At 33.3% G+C, this 20,158-nt stretch carries 17 protein-coding genes and 1 riboswitch; of the genes, 2 read left to right on the top strand and 15 right to left on the bottom strand.

Annotated elements, in window-relative coordinates; genetic code table 11:
* Window positions 1–64: 64 nt before the first annotated feature.
* Both EYY60_RS18295 and EYY60_RS18290 read right to left on the bottom strand, forming a co-directional pair.
* The gene (locus EYY60_RS18295; protein ID WP_132990731.1) at window positions 65–775 is read right to left on the bottom strand and encodes a phosphoadenylyl-sulfate reductase; all 711 of its coding nucleotides are present in this window, start codon (window positions 773–775) and stop codon (window positions 65–67) included.
* Between the two features lie 26 nt (window positions 776–801).
* The gene (locus EYY60_RS18290) at window positions 802–1,704 is read right to left on the bottom strand and encodes a sulfite exporter TauE/SafE family protein (protein ID WP_132990730.1); all 903 of its coding nucleotides are present in this window, start codon (window positions 1,702–1,704) and stop codon (window positions 802–804) included.
* 279 nt (window positions 1,705–1,983) lie between these two features.
* On the opposite strand from EYY60_RS18290, the gene EYY60_RS18285 reads away from it, so the two are divergent.
* Window positions 1,984–2,766, top strand: coding sequence for a sulfite exporter TauE/SafE family protein (locus tag EYY60_RS18285; protein ID WP_132990729.1), 783 nt, complete (start codon window positions 1,984–1,986; stop codon window positions 2,764–2,766).
* 70 nt (window positions 2,767–2,836) lie between these two features.
* On the opposite strand, the gene EYY60_RS18280 is transcribed toward EYY60_RS18285, so the two are convergent.
* From EYY60_RS18280 to EYY60_RS18230, 11 genes are all read right to left on the bottom strand, one after another.
* Entirely contained in the window at window positions 2,837–3,247 is a 411-nt protein-coding gene (locus tag EYY60_RS18280; RefSeq protein WP_026728538.1) for an RrF2 family transcriptional regulator, read from the bottom strand.
* Window positions 3,248–3,381: 134 nt separating this feature from the next.
* Window positions 3,382–3,882: an RDD family protein gene (locus EYY60_RS18275; RefSeq protein ID WP_132990728.1), complete on the bottom strand. Its 501-nt coding sequence runs from the start codon at window positions 3,880–3,882 to the stop codon at window positions 3,382–3,384.
* Window positions 3,883–3,957: 75 nt separating this feature from the next.
* Window positions 3,958–4,470, bottom strand: a complete 513-nt coding sequence (locus tag EYY60_RS18270; protein WP_132990727.1) for an alpha/beta hydrolase — start codon at window positions 4,468–4,470, stop codon at window positions 3,958–3,960.
* Window positions 4,471–4,559: 89 nt separating this feature from the next.
* Entirely contained in the window at window positions 4,560–5,732 is a 1,173-nt protein-coding gene (locus EYY60_RS18265) for a trans-sulfuration enzyme family protein (protein ID WP_132990726.1), read from the bottom strand.
* 164 nt (window positions 5,733–5,896) lie between these two features.
* Entirely contained in the window at window positions 5,897–6,322 is a 426-nt protein-coding gene (locus tag EYY60_RS18260) for an OsmC family protein (protein WP_035645609.1), read from the bottom strand.
* Window positions 6,323–6,543: 221 nt separating this feature from the next.
* On the bottom strand, window positions 6,544–8,958 hold the full coding sequence (thrA, locus tag EYY60_RS18255) for a bifunctional aspartate kinase/homoserine dehydrogenase I (RefSeq protein WP_132990725.1): 2,415 nt from the start codon (window positions 8,956–8,958) through the stop codon (window positions 6,544–6,546).
* A 2-nt stretch (window positions 8,959–8,960) separates the two neighbouring features.
* Window positions 8,961–9,944, bottom strand: coding sequence for an alpha/beta fold hydrolase (locus EYY60_RS18250; protein ID WP_235832358.1), 984 nt, complete (start codon window positions 9,942–9,944; stop codon window positions 8,961–8,963).
* Window positions 9,945–10,023: 79 nt separating this feature from the next.
* Window positions 10,024–10,132: riboswitch (SAM riboswitch) on the bottom strand.
* Between the two features lie 272 nt (window positions 10,133–10,404).
* Window positions 10,405–10,605, bottom strand: a complete 201-nt coding sequence (locus tag EYY60_RS18245; RefSeq protein ID WP_132990723.1) for a hypothetical protein — start codon at window positions 10,603–10,605, stop codon at window positions 10,405–10,407.
* A gap of 559 nt (window positions 10,606–11,164) precedes the next feature.
* Entirely contained in the window at window positions 11,165–12,253 is a 1,089-nt protein-coding gene (locus tag EYY60_RS18240; RefSeq protein ID WP_132990722.1) for a homoserine dehydrogenase family protein, read from the bottom strand.
* Window positions 12,254–12,532: 279 nt separating this feature from the next.
* Window positions 12,533–13,837: an O-acetylhomoserine aminocarboxypropyltransferase/cysteine synthase family protein gene (locus tag EYY60_RS18235; RefSeq protein ID WP_132990721.1), complete on the bottom strand. Its 1,305-nt coding sequence runs from the start codon at window positions 13,835–13,837 to the stop codon at window positions 12,533–12,535.
* Between the two features lie 80 nt (window positions 13,838–13,917).
* Window positions 13,918–14,097, bottom strand: coding sequence for a hypothetical protein (locus EYY60_RS18230; protein WP_132990720.1), 180 nt, complete (start codon window positions 14,095–14,097; stop codon window positions 13,918–13,920).
* 773 nt (window positions 14,098–14,870) lie between these two features.
* Between EYY60_RS18230 and metK the strand changes: the two genes are divergently transcribed.
* Entirely contained in the window at window positions 14,871–16,121 is a 1,251-nt protein-coding gene (gene metK, locus EYY60_RS18225) for a methionine adenosyltransferase (RefSeq protein ID WP_111367782.1), read from the top strand.
* 122 nt (window positions 16,122–16,243) lie between these two features.
* Here metK and EYY60_RS18220 read toward each other — a convergent pair whose 3' ends face one another.
* Window positions 16,244–17,710 carry a M28 family metallopeptidase gene (locus tag EYY60_RS18220; protein WP_132990719.1) on the bottom strand — a complete coding sequence of 489 codons (1,467 nt, stop codon included), beginning with the start codon at window positions 17,708–17,710 and terminating at the stop codon, window positions 16,244–16,246.
* Window positions 17,711–17,856: 146 nt separating this feature from the next.
* The gene (locus tag EYY60_RS18215) at window positions 17,857–20,109 is read right to left on the bottom strand and encodes a hypothetical protein (protein WP_132990718.1); all 2,253 of its coding nucleotides are present in this window, start codon (window positions 20,107–20,109) and stop codon (window positions 17,857–17,859) included.
* Window positions 20,110–20,158 lie beyond the last annotated feature (49 nt).

Below are 20,158 nucleotides of genomic sequence, written 5' to 3'. Positions count from 1 at the left end.
CTACAATATGGATCGTTCCTTCGGAACTTTAAATCTATATTCTATTTTCTTTGCTCTTGCTTCTTTATTCTTTTTTCGCACTATGAAGCCCACACTCTTTATGGCTCGATTCCCACCACCATCTTCCGGCTCTAATATCTTCCCCAGGGAAAATTGCTCTGGTACAAGGCGCACATCCAATACTTACGAAACCTTGTTTGTGTAGCGCATTTTGAGGAACATTGTTTTCAGACAAATACGTTTCAACTTCTTCTAAAGTCCATTTTAGCAACGGATTGAATTTGATGATTTCGAAGTTTCCATCGTATTCAAACAAACTTAAATCGTGTCTGTTTTCTGATTGTTCGGCTCTTAATCCCGTAATCCAAACTGAGTTTCCTGCTAAAGCTTTTCTCAACGGAACCACTTTTCGAATAAAACAGCATTCTTTTCTGTTTTCAACTGAATCGTAAAAACTGTTTGGTCCTTTTTCCTGCAATAGTTTTTCAACTGATGCCGCTTCTGGAAAATAAACCTCAATTGGTCTTTTGTATTTTTTTAATGTTTTATGAAAAACATCATACGTCTCCTGAAACAATCTTCCTGTATCTAAAGTAAACACTTTAATATCTGTGTTGCTTTTTGAAATGAAATCAGTAATTACCTGATCTTCCTGACCAAAAGAAGTTGAGAAAATTACTTTTCCCGGAAATTCTTTTGCTAAAAAAACTAAGGTTTCGTCAAGCGAAAGAGCTGCAGTTTTCTCTAATAATTCTTGTACAATACTCGCACTCATAAATCTCTCCTTTCTAAAATTATCTTTTACAATAATTTAGATAATGTTTTTAAACTCAATACTATAATTAGAACTCCAACTGCAATCATCATTGGTTTTCTTTTAATTCTATTTACCAAATAAGCCGCTATTGGCGCTGAAATAACTCCTCCTAAAATCAATCCGAAAATTATCTGCCAGCCATGAATTCCGCCAAAAAGCATGAAAGTAATTCCGCTCGCAAACGAAATGGCAAACTCAGCCGCATTCACAGATCCTATCGTATATTTCGGATTTCTTCCTCTTCCTAATAATGTTGAAGTCACAATTGGCCCCCAGCCTCCGCCTCCAACAGAATCCATAAAACCTCCAAACACTGCCAAAACTCCTAGCTTTTTAGTTTTCTTTTTTACAAGACTTTTTCTCAAAGCTTTTCTGATAATTACAACTGCCAGAATAATCATGTAAACCGCAATAAATGGCTTAATAATATCTCCGTCAATCACATCTGATAATAAATAAGCTCCTGTAATTGATCCTAAAACTCCAGGAATCAATAAATGTTTTACCAGTTTTTTATTGATGTTTCCAAAGCGGTGGTGCGAAAGCGCCGATGCTCCGGTTGTAAACATCTCTGAAACGTGAACTGCCGTACTACTCAAAACTGGCGAAACTCCATAAGCCAATAAAAATGATGTAGAAGTTGCTCCATATCCCATTCCTAAAGCGCCATCTACTAATTGTGCAAAAACACCAATTAAGAAAAACGCTAAAAGATTTTCATCAAATCCCTGAACAAAACCATCCCACGAAAATTCAGCGTGATGATTATAAATTAATGTAACTGCCAAACCTAACAACAAAACAACAGGTATTACAACCCACAATTTTTCCTTTAATAAAGAATCAGACTTTACTATAGCGTTGCTCAACTTAAGTTCATTTTCCATATTTTAAGAATTGTTTTTTGTTCTTAAAAATCCATTACCCTATCGGCTTAGTAGATTACTTTGCAAAAGTACTATATATTTTGAAATATCAAAACAATATATCTACTTTTTTACATAAGCTATCGTCCTATAAACCAAGTTAAAAGAGATTTAAAAAGAATTAGTGATTATTTTAACAACATGCTCCAATTTTGTGATCCACAAAAATACGCATTTAATCTCTACCAAATCTATAGGATAATTATAAAATTGTTATTATTTTAGCGCCAAATTTTTATTATGGATTTTCAGATCGGTCTTGTAATTGCAGGTTTAGTTGTTGGTTTTATTGTTGGGTTAACTGGTGTCGGCGGAGGCTCTTTAATGACTCCTATTTTATTATATTTCGGGATTCCCCCAACAAAAGCAGTTGGAACCGATTTACTTTATGCCGCTTTTACCAAAGCAGGCGGCGTATTTGTCCACAACAAAAAAGGAAATATCAACTGGAAAATTACCGGTTGGCTAACCTTAGGAAGCGTTCCTGCCGCTTTATTGACGTTATGGATACTAAACAGTATTAAAACTGACATTGAAAAAATCAACAGCGTTATTAAGTATAGTTTAGGCTGGGCTCTATTATTTACTTCAATTGCAATTATATTCAAACAGAAGATTTTGATTTTTTCACAAAAACATGCTGGAGATAAATTTCATAATGAAAGCACAACTCAAAACATGCTTACAATTGGAATTGGAGTTTTGTTAGGCGCAACGGTAACGCTAACTTCTATTGGAGCTGGAGCATTAGGAACTGTAACTTTATTTTTCTTATACCCACTTTTACCAACGCCTCGCTTGGTTGGGACTGAAATTGCGCATGCCGTTCCACTAACCTTAGTAGCAGGTCTTGGACATGCATCAATGGGGAATTTAGATATAGGCTTACTCGGGCAATTATTAATGGGATCACTTCCTGGAATATATTGCGGAAGCATGTTAAGCGGAAAAGTACCCGATCAATTCCTTAGAAATGCAATCGCCGTAATGCTTTTTATGGCTGGATATAAATTGATTTTTTAATAATAAACTGAAATAAAAAAGACCATTTCTAATTAAAAATGGTCTTTTTAAATAATTCTATTCCTAATTCTTAAAACGCTATATCTGCCAAAGAATTACTTTCTAATATCTTAAGTGTATTATCACGAACTTCTGTCATAAGACGTCGTGCTGCGCAAGTAGATTCATCATCGCAGTCATCGCATCTTTCGTAGAAATTGTGACTTGCACAGGGCAGTAATGCAATTGGCCCTTCTAGAATACGATAGACTTTCGCCATACTGATATCTTTCGGGTCTTTTATCAAATAATAACCGCCACCTTTTCCTTTTTTGGCACCAAGAAATCCTGAATTTCTTAGCAACAGCAAAATACTTTCCAAAAACTTAATCGAAATATGTTCGTTTTTTGCGATTTCAGCAATTTGAACCGGTTCATTATTTTCGCGTCTAGCCAAATAAGTTAAAGCCTTAATTCCGTATTTTGTTTTCTTTGAAAGCACTATTTTATATTTTAGATTGCAGCCTTTTGATTTTTAGTTTTTTTCTAAAAAACAGACTTCATATTTTTCTTCAACAAAAATAGGTTTTTTAAATGAGAAAATAACTGCATAATAGTTAAATTCTACTAAATCCATCAAATTACTTCGTTGTTTCCGATTAAATTGAATTCGTAAAAGCTTTTCAATTCTTCCTCTAGATCCTTTTTATTGACAACATAAGTATCCGAAATAGAATCGTGCCATCCTCTTGATCCAAAAAATGAAAGACCATCAAAAGGAATTATACGGCATAAGCTTCTTTTCAAAATAACATCAAAAGCAGGCTTTAAACCGTTCTCATCTACAACAACTGTTCCTGTAATCAATTTACCAACAGATCTCCCAAAAAGGCCTTCTGTAAAAACATAGTAAATAATGTTAATAAGAATAAAAAGCAATCTATCTTCTAATGTGCTTATATTTTCAAGCCAACTTAGCAATCCCGGAAGCCCGAGCAAAGTTGCAAGTAAAGCTAAAAAAATCCCCAAGCAAAACACTAGTACAAAAACTACTGCAGTGTCTAAAATGTAATTAAGAAATCTTTGTCCAGTTGAAGCTAATAATTTATCGTCAAGGACATAGGTAGAGTTACTCATGGTTGGTTAAGTTAATTTGGTTAATAATTTATTTTAATTTTGGTATTAACAAAAATATACTTTTTGACGAATGAATTACAAAAAATTACTACAAATCAACAAAATATTGTTCTTCTTCGAATAGAGCCAATGATCCTCATTTTCAAAAATTTGATCTGTCATCTTTAAATCTGAAAACCATTGCTGATTCGGTTTATTAAAATCATTACTGCCAAAATAAAGTTGTATTTCACAATTTGGCATTTCAGTCTCAAAACGCAATCTCGTTGAAGAAACTGCCACTAATTGCGTTGTTTTTAACCCTCGTAAAGAAGCTTTCCAAGCAATTGTTCCTCCAATGCTAAAACCTAAAATCGCTATATCTCCCTTTTCATAATTCAATAAATTTGCTACGGCTTTTTCAATTCCTCCGCTTAAGAATTGATTATGGATTTCTTTTTCATCATTTGAAGAATCAATCTGAGCTAATTTTAAAACATCATAATATTGAACATCAAATTTAGGCTCTAATATTTCGACGTAATATTGAATCCATTCGGGATTGCCTCCAAACAAATCAGACAGCAAAATTAATCTTGGCTTTATCATATTTAGGCAAACTTCTAATTTAGCAATTTCAAGATAACAAAAAAGGGCTATTTAAAACAAATAGCCCTTTCCATTTTCATGATTATATTTTAAGATAATGCTTGATCTAAATCGGCAATTACATCTTCTACCTTTTCTAGACCAACAGAAATACGAACCAAACCTTGTGTGATTCCAACCGCCAATTGGTCTTCTTCAGACAATTTGCTGTGTGTTGTTGATGCTGGATGCGTAACAATTGTTTTTACATCACCAATATTTGCAGAAAGAGAGCATAATTTAATTTTATTCAAAAAGTTTCGCCCTGCTTCAAGACCTCCTTTAATTTCAATCGCAATTATATTACCCCCTAAAAGCATTTGTTTTTTTGCAATTTCATATTTTGGATGTGATTTCAAGAATGGATATTTCACCTTGTTTACATTGGGGTGGCTTTCTAAAAATTCAGCCACTTTTAAAGCATTTTCACAATGTCTATCGACACGAACTGCCAAAGTTTCTAAACTTTTTGACAAAACCCATGCATTAAACGGTGACATTGCCGGTCCTGTATTTCTTGAAAACAAATAAATTTTACGTATTAACTCTGCTTCTCCAACTGCGATTCCTCCCAAAACACGACCTTGACCATCCATTAATTTTGTAGCCGAATGCACTACGACATGCGCTCCATATTTAATAGGTTGCTGAATATATGGCGTAGCAAAACAGTTGTCAATTATTAAAATTAAATTGTGTTTTTTTGCAATTTGCCCCAACAATTCTAAATCAATCACATCTACACCCGGATTAGTTGGCGTTTCAGCATATAGAATTTTAGTATTTGGCTTAATAAAGCTTTCAATTGTTTCGGGTTGATTGATATCAAAATAAGAAGTTTCGATTTTCCATTTTGGAAAATACGTCATAAACAAAGCATGAGTTGACCCGAAAACACTTCCTGCTGAAACAATATGATCTCCTGATTCTAACAATGCAGCAAATGTAGAATAGATCGCCGCCATTCCAGTTGCAAAAGCATAACCGGCTTCGGCACCTTCCATTGCACAAACTTTGTCAACAAATTCTGTTGTATTTGGATTGCTGAAACGAGAATAAATATTGCGGACTTTTTCTTCTGTGAAAGAAGCCCTCATATCCTCTGCATCTTCAAATATAAAGCTTGATGACAAATACAAAGGAGTTGAATGCTCCTGGAATTGTGTTCTTTCTAAATGTGTTCGTATGGCTTGTGTTTCAAAACCCAAATCTTCTATATTCATTGTGTTGTTTTGTTTTTTGTTTTAACACGAATTGCACTAATTGGCATAAATTCGATTTTTTTAAAATTTCACAGAGTTTCACTAAGAATCGGAGTGAATTTTACTTTTTATTAAGTCAAGGAATTATCTAATTTTCTAATTCTCAAATTGACTAATTATCTAATTTACAAAGCTTCGTTGTTCAAGACAACTTTGTATTTAATTGTCGCTGTTGGTTCAACCGTTTTGGCAACCGAACAATATTTCTCGAAAGAAAGTTGTGCTGCTTTTTTTGCTTTATCAGGGTTGATTTCTCCTTCTAAATAGAAAACCACATCAATTTCTTTGAAAGGTTTTGCTTCTTCAATTTGAACTCGTGTTCCTTCAACCTCAGCATTAAAAGAAGTGATTTCTTGGCGTTGCTTTTTCAAAATTGAAATCATATCGATAGCACTGCAACCTGCAACACCCATTAAAACTAATTCCATTGGACTTGCTCCTAAATCGCTTCCGCCAAATTCGGCTCTGCTGTCAACGTCAACTACGTGTCCGCGCTCATTTTTTACTTTAAAATGAAATGCGTCGTTTACTCTGTTTAAGGTTACTTTCATTGTGTTGTTATTTTTTTGTTTTTTATTCTATTCAATTTTGTCATTTCGACTGAAAGGAGAAATCGCACTAGAAATTCCGCAAAGAATATCGTCAATCTTTGTCGAGTTCCGCGTGTGATTTGCTTCGCCTATTCGCTATTGCTCGAGTCTCGTTCCTCGAAATGACAAACTAGGCTTGCAAATCTTAAATCTAAAATCTGCAATCTAAAATCTAAAATCAATTATCCTTTATCAGATAATCTCAAAATATCTCCGAAAACCCCTCTTGCTGTTACTGCTGAACCTGCACCAGCTCCTTGAATAACAATTGGACGATCTCCGTACGATTCTGTGTAAATTTCGAAGAAAGAATCAGAACCTTTTAATCCGCCTAATGCAGTATCTTTTGGCACTGAAACTAATTTTACTTCTAAATTTCCTTTATCATTCTGCAAATCTCCAGACAATTCACCAATGTATCTCAACACGTGATTTGGCTGTTGTTCTGCTTTTATTTTAGCATAAATTGGATCGAATTCTTTTAATTTCGTCAAGAAATCAGAAACATTTCCATCGCGCAAATGTTCCGGAATTAAATTCTGAATTGAGATTTCCTCAAATTCATTCTGCAAATCTAATTCTCTTGCCAAAATCAATAATTTTCTTCCCACGTCATTTCCGCATAAATCCTCGCGCGGATCTGGCTCTGTATATCCGTTATCAATCGCTTCTTGCAAAATTTCGCTGAAAGGCGCATCTTTTGCAGAGAAATTATTGAATAAATAACTCAATGTTCCTGAGAAAACTCCTTTAATTTTTGTGATATTTTCTCCCGAAAGATGCAGTAATTTGATTGTATCGATCAATGGCAAACCTGCTCCAACATTGGTTTCGTACAAATAATTCTTTTGGTTTTCTGCCAAAGCTTTTCTCAATTCTTTATAGAAACCATACGTCAATGTATTAGCCACTTTATTAGATGAAATCAAATCGAAACTGCTTTCTACAAGCGGAATATAATTTTCGACGAATGATGCACTTGCCGTGTTATCAATTGCAATTAAATTCTCTAAATGATATTCATTTGCATAAGCAATAATATCATTCAACGTATAAGCTTCTCCTTTTGTTTGAATATCATTTTTCCAATTTGAAGTTACGCCATTTTTATTTAAAAGCAGTTTTTTAGAATTGGCAATGGCAAAAACATTCAGTTTAATGTCTTTACGTTTTTCAATTGCAGAAGCCGATTCTAAAATTTGATTGATCAAAGTTCCTCCAACTAATCCATGGCCGAAAATTGCAATGTTGATTTTTTTAGAAACTCCAAAAATTTCTCCATGAATTACGTTTAAAGCTTTATTTAGCTCTTCTTTCTTCACAACCAAACTCACGTTTTTGCCTGTAACGGTGTTGTTGAATAAAATCGGAACTATTTTGTTTTTGATTAAAGCAGTATATGGCTTATGGAAAGTACTTAAATCCTGACCTATGATTGAAATTACAGATACATTATCTGTAACCGTAATTTGGTTTACATCTTTAGAATAAAAGTCATTTTCGAACTCTTTTTCCAACTCAACCATTGCAAGTGTCGCTTTATCTTTGGCCACAACCAAACCAATTCCTCTTTCAGAAGAACCTTGCGAAATGATGCTTACACTGATGTTGTGATCACCCATTACTTTAAAAATTCGGGCATCAACTCCAGCTTTTCCTAATAATCCTCTTCCTTCAAGATTTACAAGAGAAACATTTTCTAAAACAGAAAGCGTCTTGATTCCTTCTTTAGCAGAATCTGAAGTGATTAAAGTACCACGATTTTCATGATTGAATGTATTTAAAATACGAAGCGGAATATTTTTTTCTAATAATGGAATAATCGTTTTTGCATGAAGAATAGTTGCACCAAAATTAGCCAACTCATTTGCTTCATTAAATGACAAATATTCGATTTTTTTAGCATCAGCAACTAAATCTGGATTTGCTGTGTAAATTCCGTCAACGTGCGTGAAGTTTTGAAGTTCTTCTGCATTTAGATAATTCGCAATTAACGAAGCAGTATAATTACTTCCGTTTCTTCCTAAAGTCGTGGTGTCGTTATTGTTGTTTGAACCAATGAAACCTGTTACGATATTCACTGTTTCTCCGTTATGAAGCTTGAAATAATTGACAACGTTTTTCTTTGAAAGTTGTTCCAATGGTTGAGCATCACCAAATTTCGAATCGGTTTTAAGTAATTCTCTTGTATCAACAAAGTTAGCCGGAATACCTTTTTCAATCAAAATAGCAGTCAATAATTTAGCCGAAAGCAATTCGCCTTTAGATAAAATCTGATCTTTAATTTTGCTGCTGTAATCACCTATAAGACTTACTCCTTCAAAAAGTTTATCCAAAATACTGAACTCTTCAGACAAATCAACTTGCGGATAATCTGAAGTTTGATACGCTTTGAAACTCTCTAACAATGGCTTATAATTTCCGTTTTTAGCAGCAATTCTTAGAATATCTTCTAATTCATCTGTTGCATTACCTCGCGCAGAAACAACTACGGCAATTTGTTCACCTTGATTTACTTTATCTGAAATGATTGAAACTACTTTGTTAAGTCCTTCTCCGTTTGATAACGATTTGCCTCCAAATTTTAATACTTTCATTTTTATTTTGCTATTGTTTCTGCCTTAAAAATATCGGCAAGTAAATGATCTAATTGTTTGTACTCGATTAAAAAAGCGTCATGTCCGTGAACCGAATCAATTTCGCTGTAAAAAACATTGTCTTTAAACCTTTTTATTTCCTGATAGGTCTCCAGGTTTTCTTTTGGTGTAAAAAACAAATCTGAATTGATTGCAACAATATGAATCGTCGCGTTTGATTTTGATATTAATGTTTCGAAATCCTCACTATTTCGAGTAATATCTATGGTTTTGAGCAATTGGTTCATCAATTTATACGATGCCAATTGAAAACGTTGCTGCAATTTTTTTCCGTGGTGTGCCAGCCAGCTTTCGATATTAAAAATCAAAAGATCCTGATTGATGGTTCGTTGAAATTTTTCTTTGAATGATTCAGGAGATCGATAACAGAGCATAGCATGAATTCTGGCATCTTCAATTGGTTTGGATGAATTATTCAAAATTTGTTCCTGCAGAAAACAATTTGCAATCATCCAGTCGGTCGATTTCCAATCGGTTGCAATTGGAATTAAATGTTCTGTAATATTTGGTTCCAATGCCAAAATCTCCCACGCAATTCCGCCACCTACAGAACCGCCGATTATAGCAAAAACCTGTTCTATGTTTAGCGATTTCAAACCTTTGATAAAAATTCGCGCAACATCTCTGGTTGTAAAATCTTGATAATTTTCGATTAGGAATGAATCATTTCCATTTCCCGGAACATTAAAGGCTAAAATTGTGTATTTGTTGGTGTCAATTGTTTTTCCGTCACCAATCAAATCATTCCACCAACCATTGTCACCTGTAACTTGGGCATTTCCAGTCAAGGCATGATTAACCAAAACGATTGGAGCCGAATGCAAAGGCAAGCCAGAAAGCGTAAAACTTAACGGTAATGATGAAAATATTGCACCACTCTCTGTGATGAAATCTTGAATTATGATGGGATTTGGTATATTTTCCAATTTCAAATCTTTTTATTATTGATTTGTATGTGGAAATATTAGAAAGAAAGTCTAGAGTTTGAAACTAGAAAAATTCTTGTTGTTATCTTTCCACGTTTGGGCGTGGTAGAATGCAGCACCTTCTTCGAATTAACGAAGGGTTGCTAAGGATTCATCGGGTCTAATCCCTCCTCCTTTCTTTATAACATTTCAATACGTTTTTGAACTTAACGGTGCAAATTAACTACTAATTTCTTAAACTAACAAATTTTATCGAAACTGATTGTGCAATTTCTTAAACATACTTTAAAATAAGCCGATCACGAAGCCTCGGGATTAAAGCCATAAAGTCGAAAGAATTGGCATCACTAATACCATAATCTCTTTGTCTATTACTAAAACTATTATACGCAAAAAATTACCGAACAAACTGCCCAGTAAAATTAAGCGGGTTTTACCCTATTTTATGATGCTTTTTGATTTAGATAAAAAGCGTTTCATTCTCTTTTGAATACATCAAGAATAACAAAGAATTTGGTTCTTTTTTTGCCTCTTTTTTATCTGTCTCCGTGATTCCGAAACTTGGGTGGATCAACTCATTTGTTGGCGGCGGATTGTTTCTTTCGTTTTTGATGTTTTTGAAAGTTGAAATCTTTTTTCTTAAGTAGTTTAATGTGCTCATGATATTTAAGTTTAAGTTAGTTTGCGTTTTATAATCTTTACTTTTTCTTTAAATCTGTGTTATGGTAATCAAAATGAATAAAAAAACCCTTTTGGATTTTTAATACCAAAAGGGTTTAAGTTTTTATAGAAACTTATATATACTTTTAGTATCAACAGACGCATACACAAATACGTGCGACGTTAAACATCTTGTTCATCTGTAGGGATTTATTCATCTGTGATTTGACTTTTATTTTAAAAAACTCTTGCATTTAATTTTATTTAAAAACTTTTAGATTTGATTAAAATCTAAAAGGAAATAATCATTTGTTTTTAACATTTCGGCATCTGTTTTTAACAGATCTTACTTGTCTTACAAATTTGCGACTTTTTTTTGAATATTGCAAGTTACAAAAGCTTATTTTTTCTAAAAAAACGTTAAAAAACACGTTTTTGTCGTCAAAAAACATCTTACAAAATCACAATTTAGAGAAAAAACAGTTTTATCTTACAAAAAATTAACTAACTTTTTCTGTTTCAATCTTTCAAAGAACTTTTTTTCTAATATCAAAAACCACTTAAAGCCAAACTGCTTCTTTATTTTTAATTTTTTCGGCGACTTTTAAAATATCGGTTATAATTCCCCTTGAAATTGCCTCTTTTGATGGCGATGCACCTTGTATTACAATTGGAACATTGGCATAAGATTTCGTGTAAATTTCAAAAATGGCATCTGATCCTTTTAATTGACCTATTGCCGATGTAATAGGTTCTGAAACTAGCTTTACCTCAAGCGTATTTTTCTCAATATCAAATTCACCAACATAACGCAACACATGATTTTCGGGCTGTGTGATTTTTGCTATTTTGTATGATTTGTCAATTGCCTCTTTATTCAGTATTCCGTTTTTCTCTAAATGTTCTTCTCTAATAATAGGACTGATTTTTATATCTGCTAATTCGAACTCTTTTCCAATTTCGCGAGTCAAAATCAACAATTTCCGAGCTGTATCATTTCCTGACAAGTCTTCTTTGAAAGTAGAACGCATTAATCCGAGAAGACTGGCATCTTTCAAAATAGCTGAAAAAGAATTTTCTTCTGCAGAAAATCGATTAAAAACATAACTTAAATGATCTGAAAAAACACCTCTGATTTTTGTGATTTTTTCGCCCGAATAATACAAATCTCTTAAAGTTTGCAAAACTGGAAATCCAGTATCAACCGATGTTTCATACAAAAACTCTTTGTCGTATTTTTTTAAATTTTCTCTCAGCTTTTTATAAAGATCGATTGGGAGTGTATTGGCTTTTTTGTTTACCGCCACAATATTGAATCCGTTTTCAATCAGTGTATTGTAATGACCAATCAACTCATCGCTGGCTGTGGCATCAACGGCAATCAAATTTTCAAATTCATTTTCTTTTGCGAATTCTACAATATCCTCTACTCTAAAAGGCACCGCCAATTCTCTAAAATTGGTTTCCCATGAATACCCCACGCCTTCCTTCTCGAAAAAAGCAACGGTTGAGTTAGTTATAATAGGAAAATGAAAATCGACATTTTTGCTTTGCAGAAAAAATTCCTGACTTTCTATAATCTGATTGATTAAAGTGCTTCCAATATTCCCAATCCCAAAAAGAATAATATTTATTTTAAGCTTTGACATAATTTCTAACATTTTAAATGTTTTTCACCATATAAGTGATATAAGTTCATTTAATGTAATTGTTGCAATTTTGGACTTATTACGTTCTGAAGTTAGACGCACAGCAGTGCGTCTCTACGATTCATCAATGAAACGTGTTATTATACGCCTCTACTAAAATGAACTTATATCACTTATATGGTGAAAACTTTTTATTTTGATTTTTTTTCATCATAAAAAATCACCTCTAGCAGTACTTACGCTGCTAAAGGCAATTTTTCAAACAAAAAACAAAAAAACCTAATTTTTATTGATGCTGTATTGCGCTTGCGTAATGCTTTCAAAAACAGTTTGCAAATCAGCAATTAAATCCTCGATATCTTCGATCCCGACAGAAAGTCGAATCAAATCTTTAGAAACTCCAGTTGATAATTGATCTTCTTCAGACAATTGCTGGTGCGTTGTACTTGCTGGATGTATGATTAATGATTTTGTATCGCCAATGTTGGCCAACAATGAGAACAATTTAGTTTCATCAACCACTTTTTTTGCAGCGTCAAAACCGCCTTTTAATCCAAAAGTGATAATCCCGCTTTGTCCTTCTGGCAAATATTGTTTTGCTAAATCGTAGTATTTGCTTGATTTCAAACCTGGATAATTTACCCAAACAACCTCATCTTGTTTCTCAAGCCATTCAGCCAAGGCCAAAGCATTTTCGCTGTGTTTTTTAATTCGGATTGGCAAGGTTTCTAATCCCTGAATAATCTGGAATGCATTAAACGGACTCAAAGCCGCACCAAAATCGCGCAAACCTTCAATTCTTGCTTTTGCAATAAAAGCAGCATTTCCTAAAGCTTCGTGATATACTAATCCGTGATATCCTGCTGAAGGCTCTGTAAATTCAGGGAATTTTCCGTTTGCCCAATCAAAATTTCCGGCATCGATGATAACGCCGCCTAATGAAGTTCCGTTTCCGGCAATATATTTAGTCAAGGAATGAATTACAATATCGGCACCGTATTTAATTGGGTTTAATAAATAAGGTGTCGCAACTGTATTATCTACTATAAACGGCACTTTGAATGCTTTGGCTTCCGCCGAAATTCCTTTTAAGTCCAAAATATCAAGCTTTGGATTTCCTAAAGATTCTACAAAAAAAGCTCTCGTATTTTCTTTTGCAGCCTTAGTGAAGTTTTCTGGTTTTGAAGGATCAACGAACGTAGTTGTGATTCCTAATCGTGGCAATGTTACACTTAACAAATTGTAAGTTCCACCGTATAAACTATTTGAAGCAACGATATGATCCCCGGCTCTTAATAGTGTCAATAATGTTGTCGAAATTGCCGATGCTCCTGATGCCGTTACGACAGCTCCAATGCCGCCTTCAAGCGCCGCCAGCCGTTGCTCTAAAACATCGTTTGTTGGGTTATTTAAACGTGTGTAAATAAATCCGGCTTCGGCAAGACCAAATAAATTGGCTGCATGATCAGCATTATTAAATACATATGATGAAGTTTGATAAATAGGCACAGCTCTAGTTCCTGCGTTTTTAGTAACATCGTGTCCTGCGTGTAATGCGTTTGTTGCAAATTTTTGTGTACTCATGATTTCTTAATTTTTTAGATATTGTTAATACTATATTATAGTGTAATTGATTTTTTAAATTATAATTGGTTTGAATTGGCTTAAGCAAAAAAGTCGCCTTCTTCCAATTCATACATTTGAAGCAACAATGATTTTTGATCTCTCAGATACTGCTCTGAATTTATTCTGCTCACTTCTCTTGCGATATTTTCTGATTTATTATTGTTTTGAGAATCGTTTCTCAATAAATATTCTACTGCTATGGAATTTAATGTTTTCATGATTTTAATTTTAAATGGTAAATAAAAAAGCCCTTTCGGATGGCAACCAAAAGGGCTTATAGTTGAAACTATAACAAAGATTTTATCTTTCACTTTTGGCAACAGCAAGTTGGGATGCACATTTGCATCATGCTACAACACATCATATTTTTTCTTGCTATTGTTTTCATTTTAATTAAAATTTATTTTTCTTTTTTAAATTCGACTAATTCGATAGAGTAAATGTAATAAGTATTTTTTTATCCACCAAATTAAAAATCAGTTTTATTTTTTTCTTGTGTAAATTTTCATTTTTGACCAAAAAAAAACCTCTGCAATCAGCAGAGGTTCTATATATATTTTTTCTGAAAAAAAATCACAATAGTGTCTCTGCGGAATATTCCGGCATCATACAAGACATCATATTGCAAATTGTAAATTTCATTTTTGTTTTCTTTTATTTCAACGAGGCAAAGTTGCGAACTATTTTTGAATCAGCCAAACAAAATTAAAAATATTTTCCATTACCCTATCTAATTAGTATGCTATTGTTAAATTTCTCTTTAAAAAAATAAAAAAAGTTGAACTTTAATTTGCAAATCAAAATGGTTTTATACCTTTGCACCCGAATACAGAGGAAAAATTTGAACTGATTGCAACCTCTTCATAATGAAACGGTTCGTTATGAGTGCTGAAAGATTACTTTCGGCAGTAAAAAATGCTAAAGCAGCAACTCTTCTTTAGCCCTTTTTAGCAATTATTTTTCTCGCTTAATTTTAAATTTAATCATTATTATGGCTTATTTATTTACGTCAGAATCTGTTAGTGAAGGGCATCCAGACAAAGTTGCAGATCAAATTTCGGATGCATTAATTGACAACTTTTTGGCATTTGACGCTGATTCAAAAGTAGCTTGTGAAACATTAGTTACAACAGGTCAGGTTATTTTAGCAGGTGAAGTTAAATCGAATACTTATCTTGATGTACAACAAATTGCACGTGAGGTAATCCGTAAAATTGGATATACTAAAAGTGAATATATGTTTGAAGCAAATTCTTGTGGAATTTTATCAGCAATTCACGAGCAATCTGCAGACATTAACCAAGGTGTTGACAGAGCTAAGCCAGAAGAACAAGGTGCGGGTGATCAAGGAATGATGTTTGGTTACGCTACAAACGAAACTGAAAATTACATGCCATTGGCATTAGATTTATCTCATAAATTATTACAAGAATTAGCTATTTTAAGACGTGAAAACAAAGAAATCACGTATTTACGTCCAGATGCTAAATCTCAAGTAACTTTAGAATACAGCGACGACAACAAACCAACTCGTATCGATGCGATTGTTATCTCAACTCAACACGATGATTTTGATGAAGAAGCTGCAATGCTTGCTAAAATCAAAAAAGATATTATCGAAATCTTGATTCCAAGAATTATCGCTAAAAACCCAGAGCATGCTCATTTATTTAACGATAAAATCAACTACCATATTAACCCAACAGGAAAATTCGTTATTGGAGGACCTCACGGAGATACTGGTTTGACAGGAAGAAAAATTATCGTTGATACGTACGGTGGAAAAGGTGCTCACGGTGGTGGTGCATTCTCTGGAAAAGATCCAAGTAAAGTAGATAGAAGTGCTGCTTATGCAACGCGTCATATCGCTAAAAACTTAGTTGCTGCTGGTGTTGCTGACGAAATCTTAGTTCAGGTTTCTTACGCAATTGGAGTTGCTGAACCAATGGGAATTTTCATTGAGACTTACGGAACTTCTAAAGTAAACTTAACTAACGGTGAAATCGCTAAAAAAGTAGAAGCTATCTTTGATATGCGTCCTTATTTTATTGAGCAACGTTTGAAATTAAGAAACCCTATTTACAGCGAAACTGCTGCTTACGGACACATGGGACGTAAACCAGAAACTGTAACTAAAACTTTCTCTGCTCCAGGTGGAAATGAAAAAACAGTTACTGTTGAATTATTTACATGGGAAAAACTTGATTTTGTTGACCAAGTTAAAGCTGCATTTGGATTGTAATTTGATACTACTTAGACTAACTTAGATTGTTAGATTTTTTGACAACTATTTTATTCTTAAACATAAAAAGACCCGATTTCATATTTTCGAAATCGGGTCTTTTATTTTTATCAAAATGTCTTTTATCTTTCTAATTTTACATTAGGCAAAGTTTTAGGACGATTGGCATCGTTTGACAAAATCCAGCCTGTGCGGTACATCCATTCTGTCATTTTACGCAATTTTACGTAATCAATATTTTCCGATTCATCCATTGGCGTATGGTATTGACTGTGCAATACGCTTGTAAAGAAAACTGCTGGGATTCCTTTTCTTGCATAAGGCAAATGATCAGAACGAAAATAAAAATATTCTGGATGTTCTGGTCGGTCCCAAAGTTTATCTAAATCAAATTTTGGTCCTTCGTCATTTGCTTGTTTAGCAATCGCAACCAAATCAGATGAATTTTCATGTGGCGAACTAGAACCTAATAAAGCTGCTTGATTTACATTATTTCTTCCAATCATATCTCCGTTTAAAACGGCAATAATATCTTTTTCCGGAACTGTTGGATGCGCTGCATACCATCTTGATCCTAACAAACCCCGTTCTTCTGAGCCGTGAAATACAAATAAAGATGTTCTTTTTCCTGGTTGTTTTTTGTAAGCTCTTGCAATTGCCAGCATCGCTACACACGTACTTGCATTATCATCAGCGCCATTGTAAATAGAATCCTGCCCATATTTTTGACGTACTCCATCATGATCTTGGTGACCACTGAAAAGTACATATTCGTTTTTCAGTTTTGGATCTGTTCCTGCAATTGTTCCCACAACATTTACTGATGGATATTTGTAGGTTTCAGAAACTACTTCTGTCGATAAAATATCTTTGGTGGTTTTTAAATATTCTAATTGATCTCCGTGCACCCAAAAAACCGGCATTGTGGCTCCAATTTTATCGCGGAAACCTTCAATTCCATAAATTCCTCTTGTCATTTGCGGTTCAACTTGCGACCAGCTTTGTTCTGCTAATTCATCAGCAACCATAATCAATGCTATTGCACCTTTTTTCACCACAAGATCGTAGTATTTATTTCGGACCAAACCTGGATAACGTCTGTCAAAAAGCGAAATATCATCTGCAATTCCTTCTTTTGAAGCTAATAAAACAACTGCTTTTCCTTTAATATCAGCTTTTTCAATTTCTTCTTTAGTTGCTGCTCCTAGATAAACTAACGAACCTTCAACTTTTATGTTAGTTGTTTCTGCAACCAGAACTTCCTTCCATAATTTATATTCTTTTTGGCCAATTTTAAACTTTGTATTTGGCGTTACCTGATGTCTGTACAAATCAAAAAACTGAAAATAAGTCCCGTCATCTCCTGCTGGCGCCATTCCAGCTTCTTTAGCTTTATTGGCAAGCCACATCGATACTTTTAATTCGTCGAGTGTTCCGGCTTCACGGCCATTAAAGTGGTCGCCTGCCATTTGATACATGTCGGTTCTAAGATCTTTATCAGTTATTGCCGAAACTAATGGTTTTTTAACTGCCTGCGCAAAAGCAACTGCACTTGAGGCAAGTAAAACAAGGATTAATTTGTTTTTCATACATTTTAATTTTATAATCCAAACTTAATCATTTCAAGGCAAAATCTTTGTTTTTTTAACATCAAAAACAGGGAATAGCAACGATTAATAAACAAAAATGGCTGCCTACTTAGACAGCCATTGCATTTTTCACAACGATTATGTTTTTAATATTTTCCGTTTTTCATCTTATCCAAAGTCTCCTTAATATCTGCTGCCATTTCTGGTTCTGTAACTGCATTCAAAAATTTAACTGCCAGAGCTTGTGTTTCAATAGCTTTTTGCTTTTGGCCATCTTTGTAATACAATTGTGCCAAAGTATCTAAATAGTACGGATTGTTCTTGGTTACCACTAAACTATATTCTGACCATTTAATAGCTTCTTTTAAAAAATTAGCATTTTGTGATTGCAAGACTACTGACCAAGCTGCATTATTGCAAAGATTTGAATGATAATCTTTAAAAGAATTCCATCCATTATAAGCATATTCAGAATTTGAATCTAAAGCTGAATACATTGCATCTAATTTTTCAATTGGACTTGATGATGCTAAATTAGAATCAAAATACGCACTGAATTCTTTTAAGAAATCGATGTTTGAAGCGGTTGCATCTTCAGCATTATTTAAATATTGGAAATAATTGCTGTATGATTCGAAATTTCCTTTTCCTAAAGCGATTATCTTTTTATAAATAGAAATATTCTTCTCCTTATTTATATCCGAAGAAGATTTCTCTTCAGCAATATATTTATTAGCCTGCAATGCTGAAGAAATTTCAGAAATTACATTTCCTAAATTATGAACTTCGCCTTCCTTATTATTAAATGCTAAACGATTCTCTTCAATTTTATCAGCATGCTTTAAAAGATAATCGATAGAAAGAAAATCAGTATCATTCAAAACTCTGTCTTCATTAAAAAGCTGTTTTGTAAAACCTTGATTTTTTATTTCTCTTACAATGGTTTCCACCAAATACATATCTGGTTTAGAATCCTTTTGGTGCGATTCAATCAAATTTCTCCAACTTTGAGCAACTTCTTTTTTATCAGATGTCATTTTTGTTATTACAAAATCAGTCGAATTAGGATCCACAATTGTTTCATCTGAATCATAATCGTATGAAATTTCTAAAACCGCAGCTCTATTAAAAGCTCTGATCAAATCGCCATCAGTTGCTTTTTTATTTTTGAATACCTTATTAATATATACAAAAGCATTTGCACGCTTCAATTTTTTATATAAATCACCATAATAGCCAAACTGATAACTCTTGTCTGATAAATCAGATTTTGCTTTTGCCAAAATATCTCCTTCACTGTTTATAACCAATATGCTAGGATCATCTGTAATCTTATTATTTTTCAGCCATTTTTTATCATCGGCACCAGCCAAGTAATAATTATAAACATCATATATAGGATTGTATGCATCATACATATTGTAACTTGTCTGTGTTTCTTGATCTTTTACAAAGGCATTAAAGTTTTCTTTTGCAGCATTATCTTTGTTGTTTACATAAAACATTAAAAATTTGAGTTTTGCTTCTTTTGTTGCCGCTAGAGCACTTTTTAAGTTGTTCTCAATTTTTAATTTAAAATCGTATTGCAAAGGAAGTGCAGGAGGCGCAACTGTATAATCCGTTGCGACAGCGCTACTATCAACAGCTATTGGCTCAGAACCAAAATCTTCGGTTGTTAAAACAACCTCTTTTCCTGGATAATTCCAATTTGAAATCATTTGATTTTCAAGAGGAATTACTTTTTTCTTCTTTTCGGGCTGAGGATTTTTTTCATTTAAAAACACCAAAGGATCTTTGCCTGAAGGCTCAGAGATTTTCAATTCGTTTGTTTTCTGATCAAAAAAACCACCAATTTTTAAATCCCCTAAAAGTGCAAATTCATATTTTACAGTTACTTCAGAAACATCTTTTGGTAATGCATATTTACAGACATTGCTTTTGCCGTCATAATCCTCATAAACCAAGTATAAGTAATCTGCTTTTTCGATTTCAAATTCTAATCCTGTCTTCTCCCAATTTGGATCTATTTTGGATTTAATATCTGATAATCTTTGATAAGCAACATCTTCTGTTCGGTTTTGAGTTCCTATATATAAGGAGTAATAAGATGAATCTAAAAATTTAATTTTTATTTTTTTTGCTTTTTTGTCTGTTACAAAAGCAAGATCAAAATTACTTTCTGATTTTTCCTTTTGAATAAAAATTAAGGAATCCCCTTTAATTTCATAATCGCCTGTATAAAAAACCAACTCAAATTTATTATCATCCAACAAATTCAGTTTGATTTTTCCGCCTTTATTTGTTGATAAATAAGTTCCTTTTTCAATTCCTTTGGTTTGAGAAAAAGAAACAAGCATTCCAGAAAACAAGAGCAATAAGCTCCAAATAAAATTACGCATGACTATTATTTTATGTGCTAATAATGAAGCGTAAAGATATTTGATTAAA

Source organism: Flavobacterium zhairuonense (genome assembly GCF_004352915.1).
GTDB classification, from domain to species: Bacteria; Bacteroidota; Bacteroidia; order Flavobacteriales; family Flavobacteriaceae; genus Flavobacterium; species Flavobacterium zhairuonense.
This window is presented reverse-complemented; position numbering and strand designations above follow the sequence as displayed.

What these genes read in the sequence shown, in the direction of transcription:
- EYY60_RS18295 (WP_132990731.1), bottom strand. Translation starts at nt 775, where the DNA reads ATGAGTGCGAGTATTGTACAAGAATTATTAGAGAAAACTGCAGCTCTT.
- EYY60_RS18290 (WP_132990730.1), bottom strand. Translation starts at nt 1,704, where the DNA reads ATGGAAAATGAACTTAAGTTGAGCAACGCTATAGTAAAGTCTGATTCT.
- EYY60_RS18285 (WP_132990729.1), top strand. Translation starts at nt 1,984, where the DNA reads ATGGATTTTCAGATCGGTCTTGTAATTGCAGGTTTAGTTGTTGGTTTT.
- EYY60_RS18275 (WP_132990728.1), bottom strand. Translation starts at nt 3,882, where the DNA reads ATGAGTAACTCTACCTATGTCCTTGACGATAAATTATTAGCTTCAACT.
- EYY60_RS18270 (WP_132990727.1), bottom strand. Translation starts at nt 4,470, where the DNA reads ATGATAAAGCCAAGATTAATTTTGCTGTCTGATTTGTTTGGAGGCAAT.
- EYY60_RS18265 (WP_132990726.1), bottom strand. Translation starts at nt 5,732, where the DNA reads ATGAATATAGAAGATTTGGGTTTTGAAACACAAGCCATACGAACACAT.
- EYY60_RS18260 (WP_035645609.1), bottom strand. Translation starts at nt 6,322, where the DNA reads ATGAAAGTAACCTTAAACAGAGTAAACGACGCATTTCATTTTAAAGTA.
- thrA (WP_132990725.1), bottom strand. Translation starts at nt 8,958, where the DNA reads ATGAAAGTATTAAAATTTGGAGGCAAATCGTTATCAAACGGAGAAGGA.
- EYY60_RS18245 (WP_132990723.1), bottom strand. Translation starts at nt 10,605, where the DNA reads ATGAGCACATTAAACTACTTAAGAAAAAAGATTTCAACTTTCAAAAAC.
- EYY60_RS18240 (WP_132990722.1), bottom strand. Translation starts at nt 12,253, where the DNA reads ATGTCAAAGCTTAAAATAAATATTATTCTTTTTGGGATTGGGAATATT.
- EYY60_RS18235 (WP_132990721.1), bottom strand. Translation starts at nt 13,837, where the DNA reads ATGAGTACACAAAAATTTGCAACAAACGCATTACACGCAGGACACGAT.
- EYY60_RS18230 (WP_132990720.1), bottom strand. Translation starts at nt 14,097, where the DNA reads ATGAAAACATTAAATTCCATAGCAGTAGAATATTTATTGAGAAACGAT.
- metK (WP_111367782.1), top strand. Translation starts at nt 14,871, where the DNA reads ATGGCTTATTTATTTACGTCAGAATCTGTTAGTGAAGGGCATCCAGAC.
- EYY60_RS18220 (WP_132990719.1), bottom strand. Translation starts at nt 17,710, where the DNA reads ATGAAAAACAAATTAATCCTTGTTTTACTTGCCTCAAGTGCAGTTGCT.
- EYY60_RS18215 (WP_132990718.1), bottom strand. Translation starts at nt 20,109, where the DNA reads ATGCGTAATTTTATTTGGAGCTTATTGCTCTTGTTTTCTGGAATGCTT.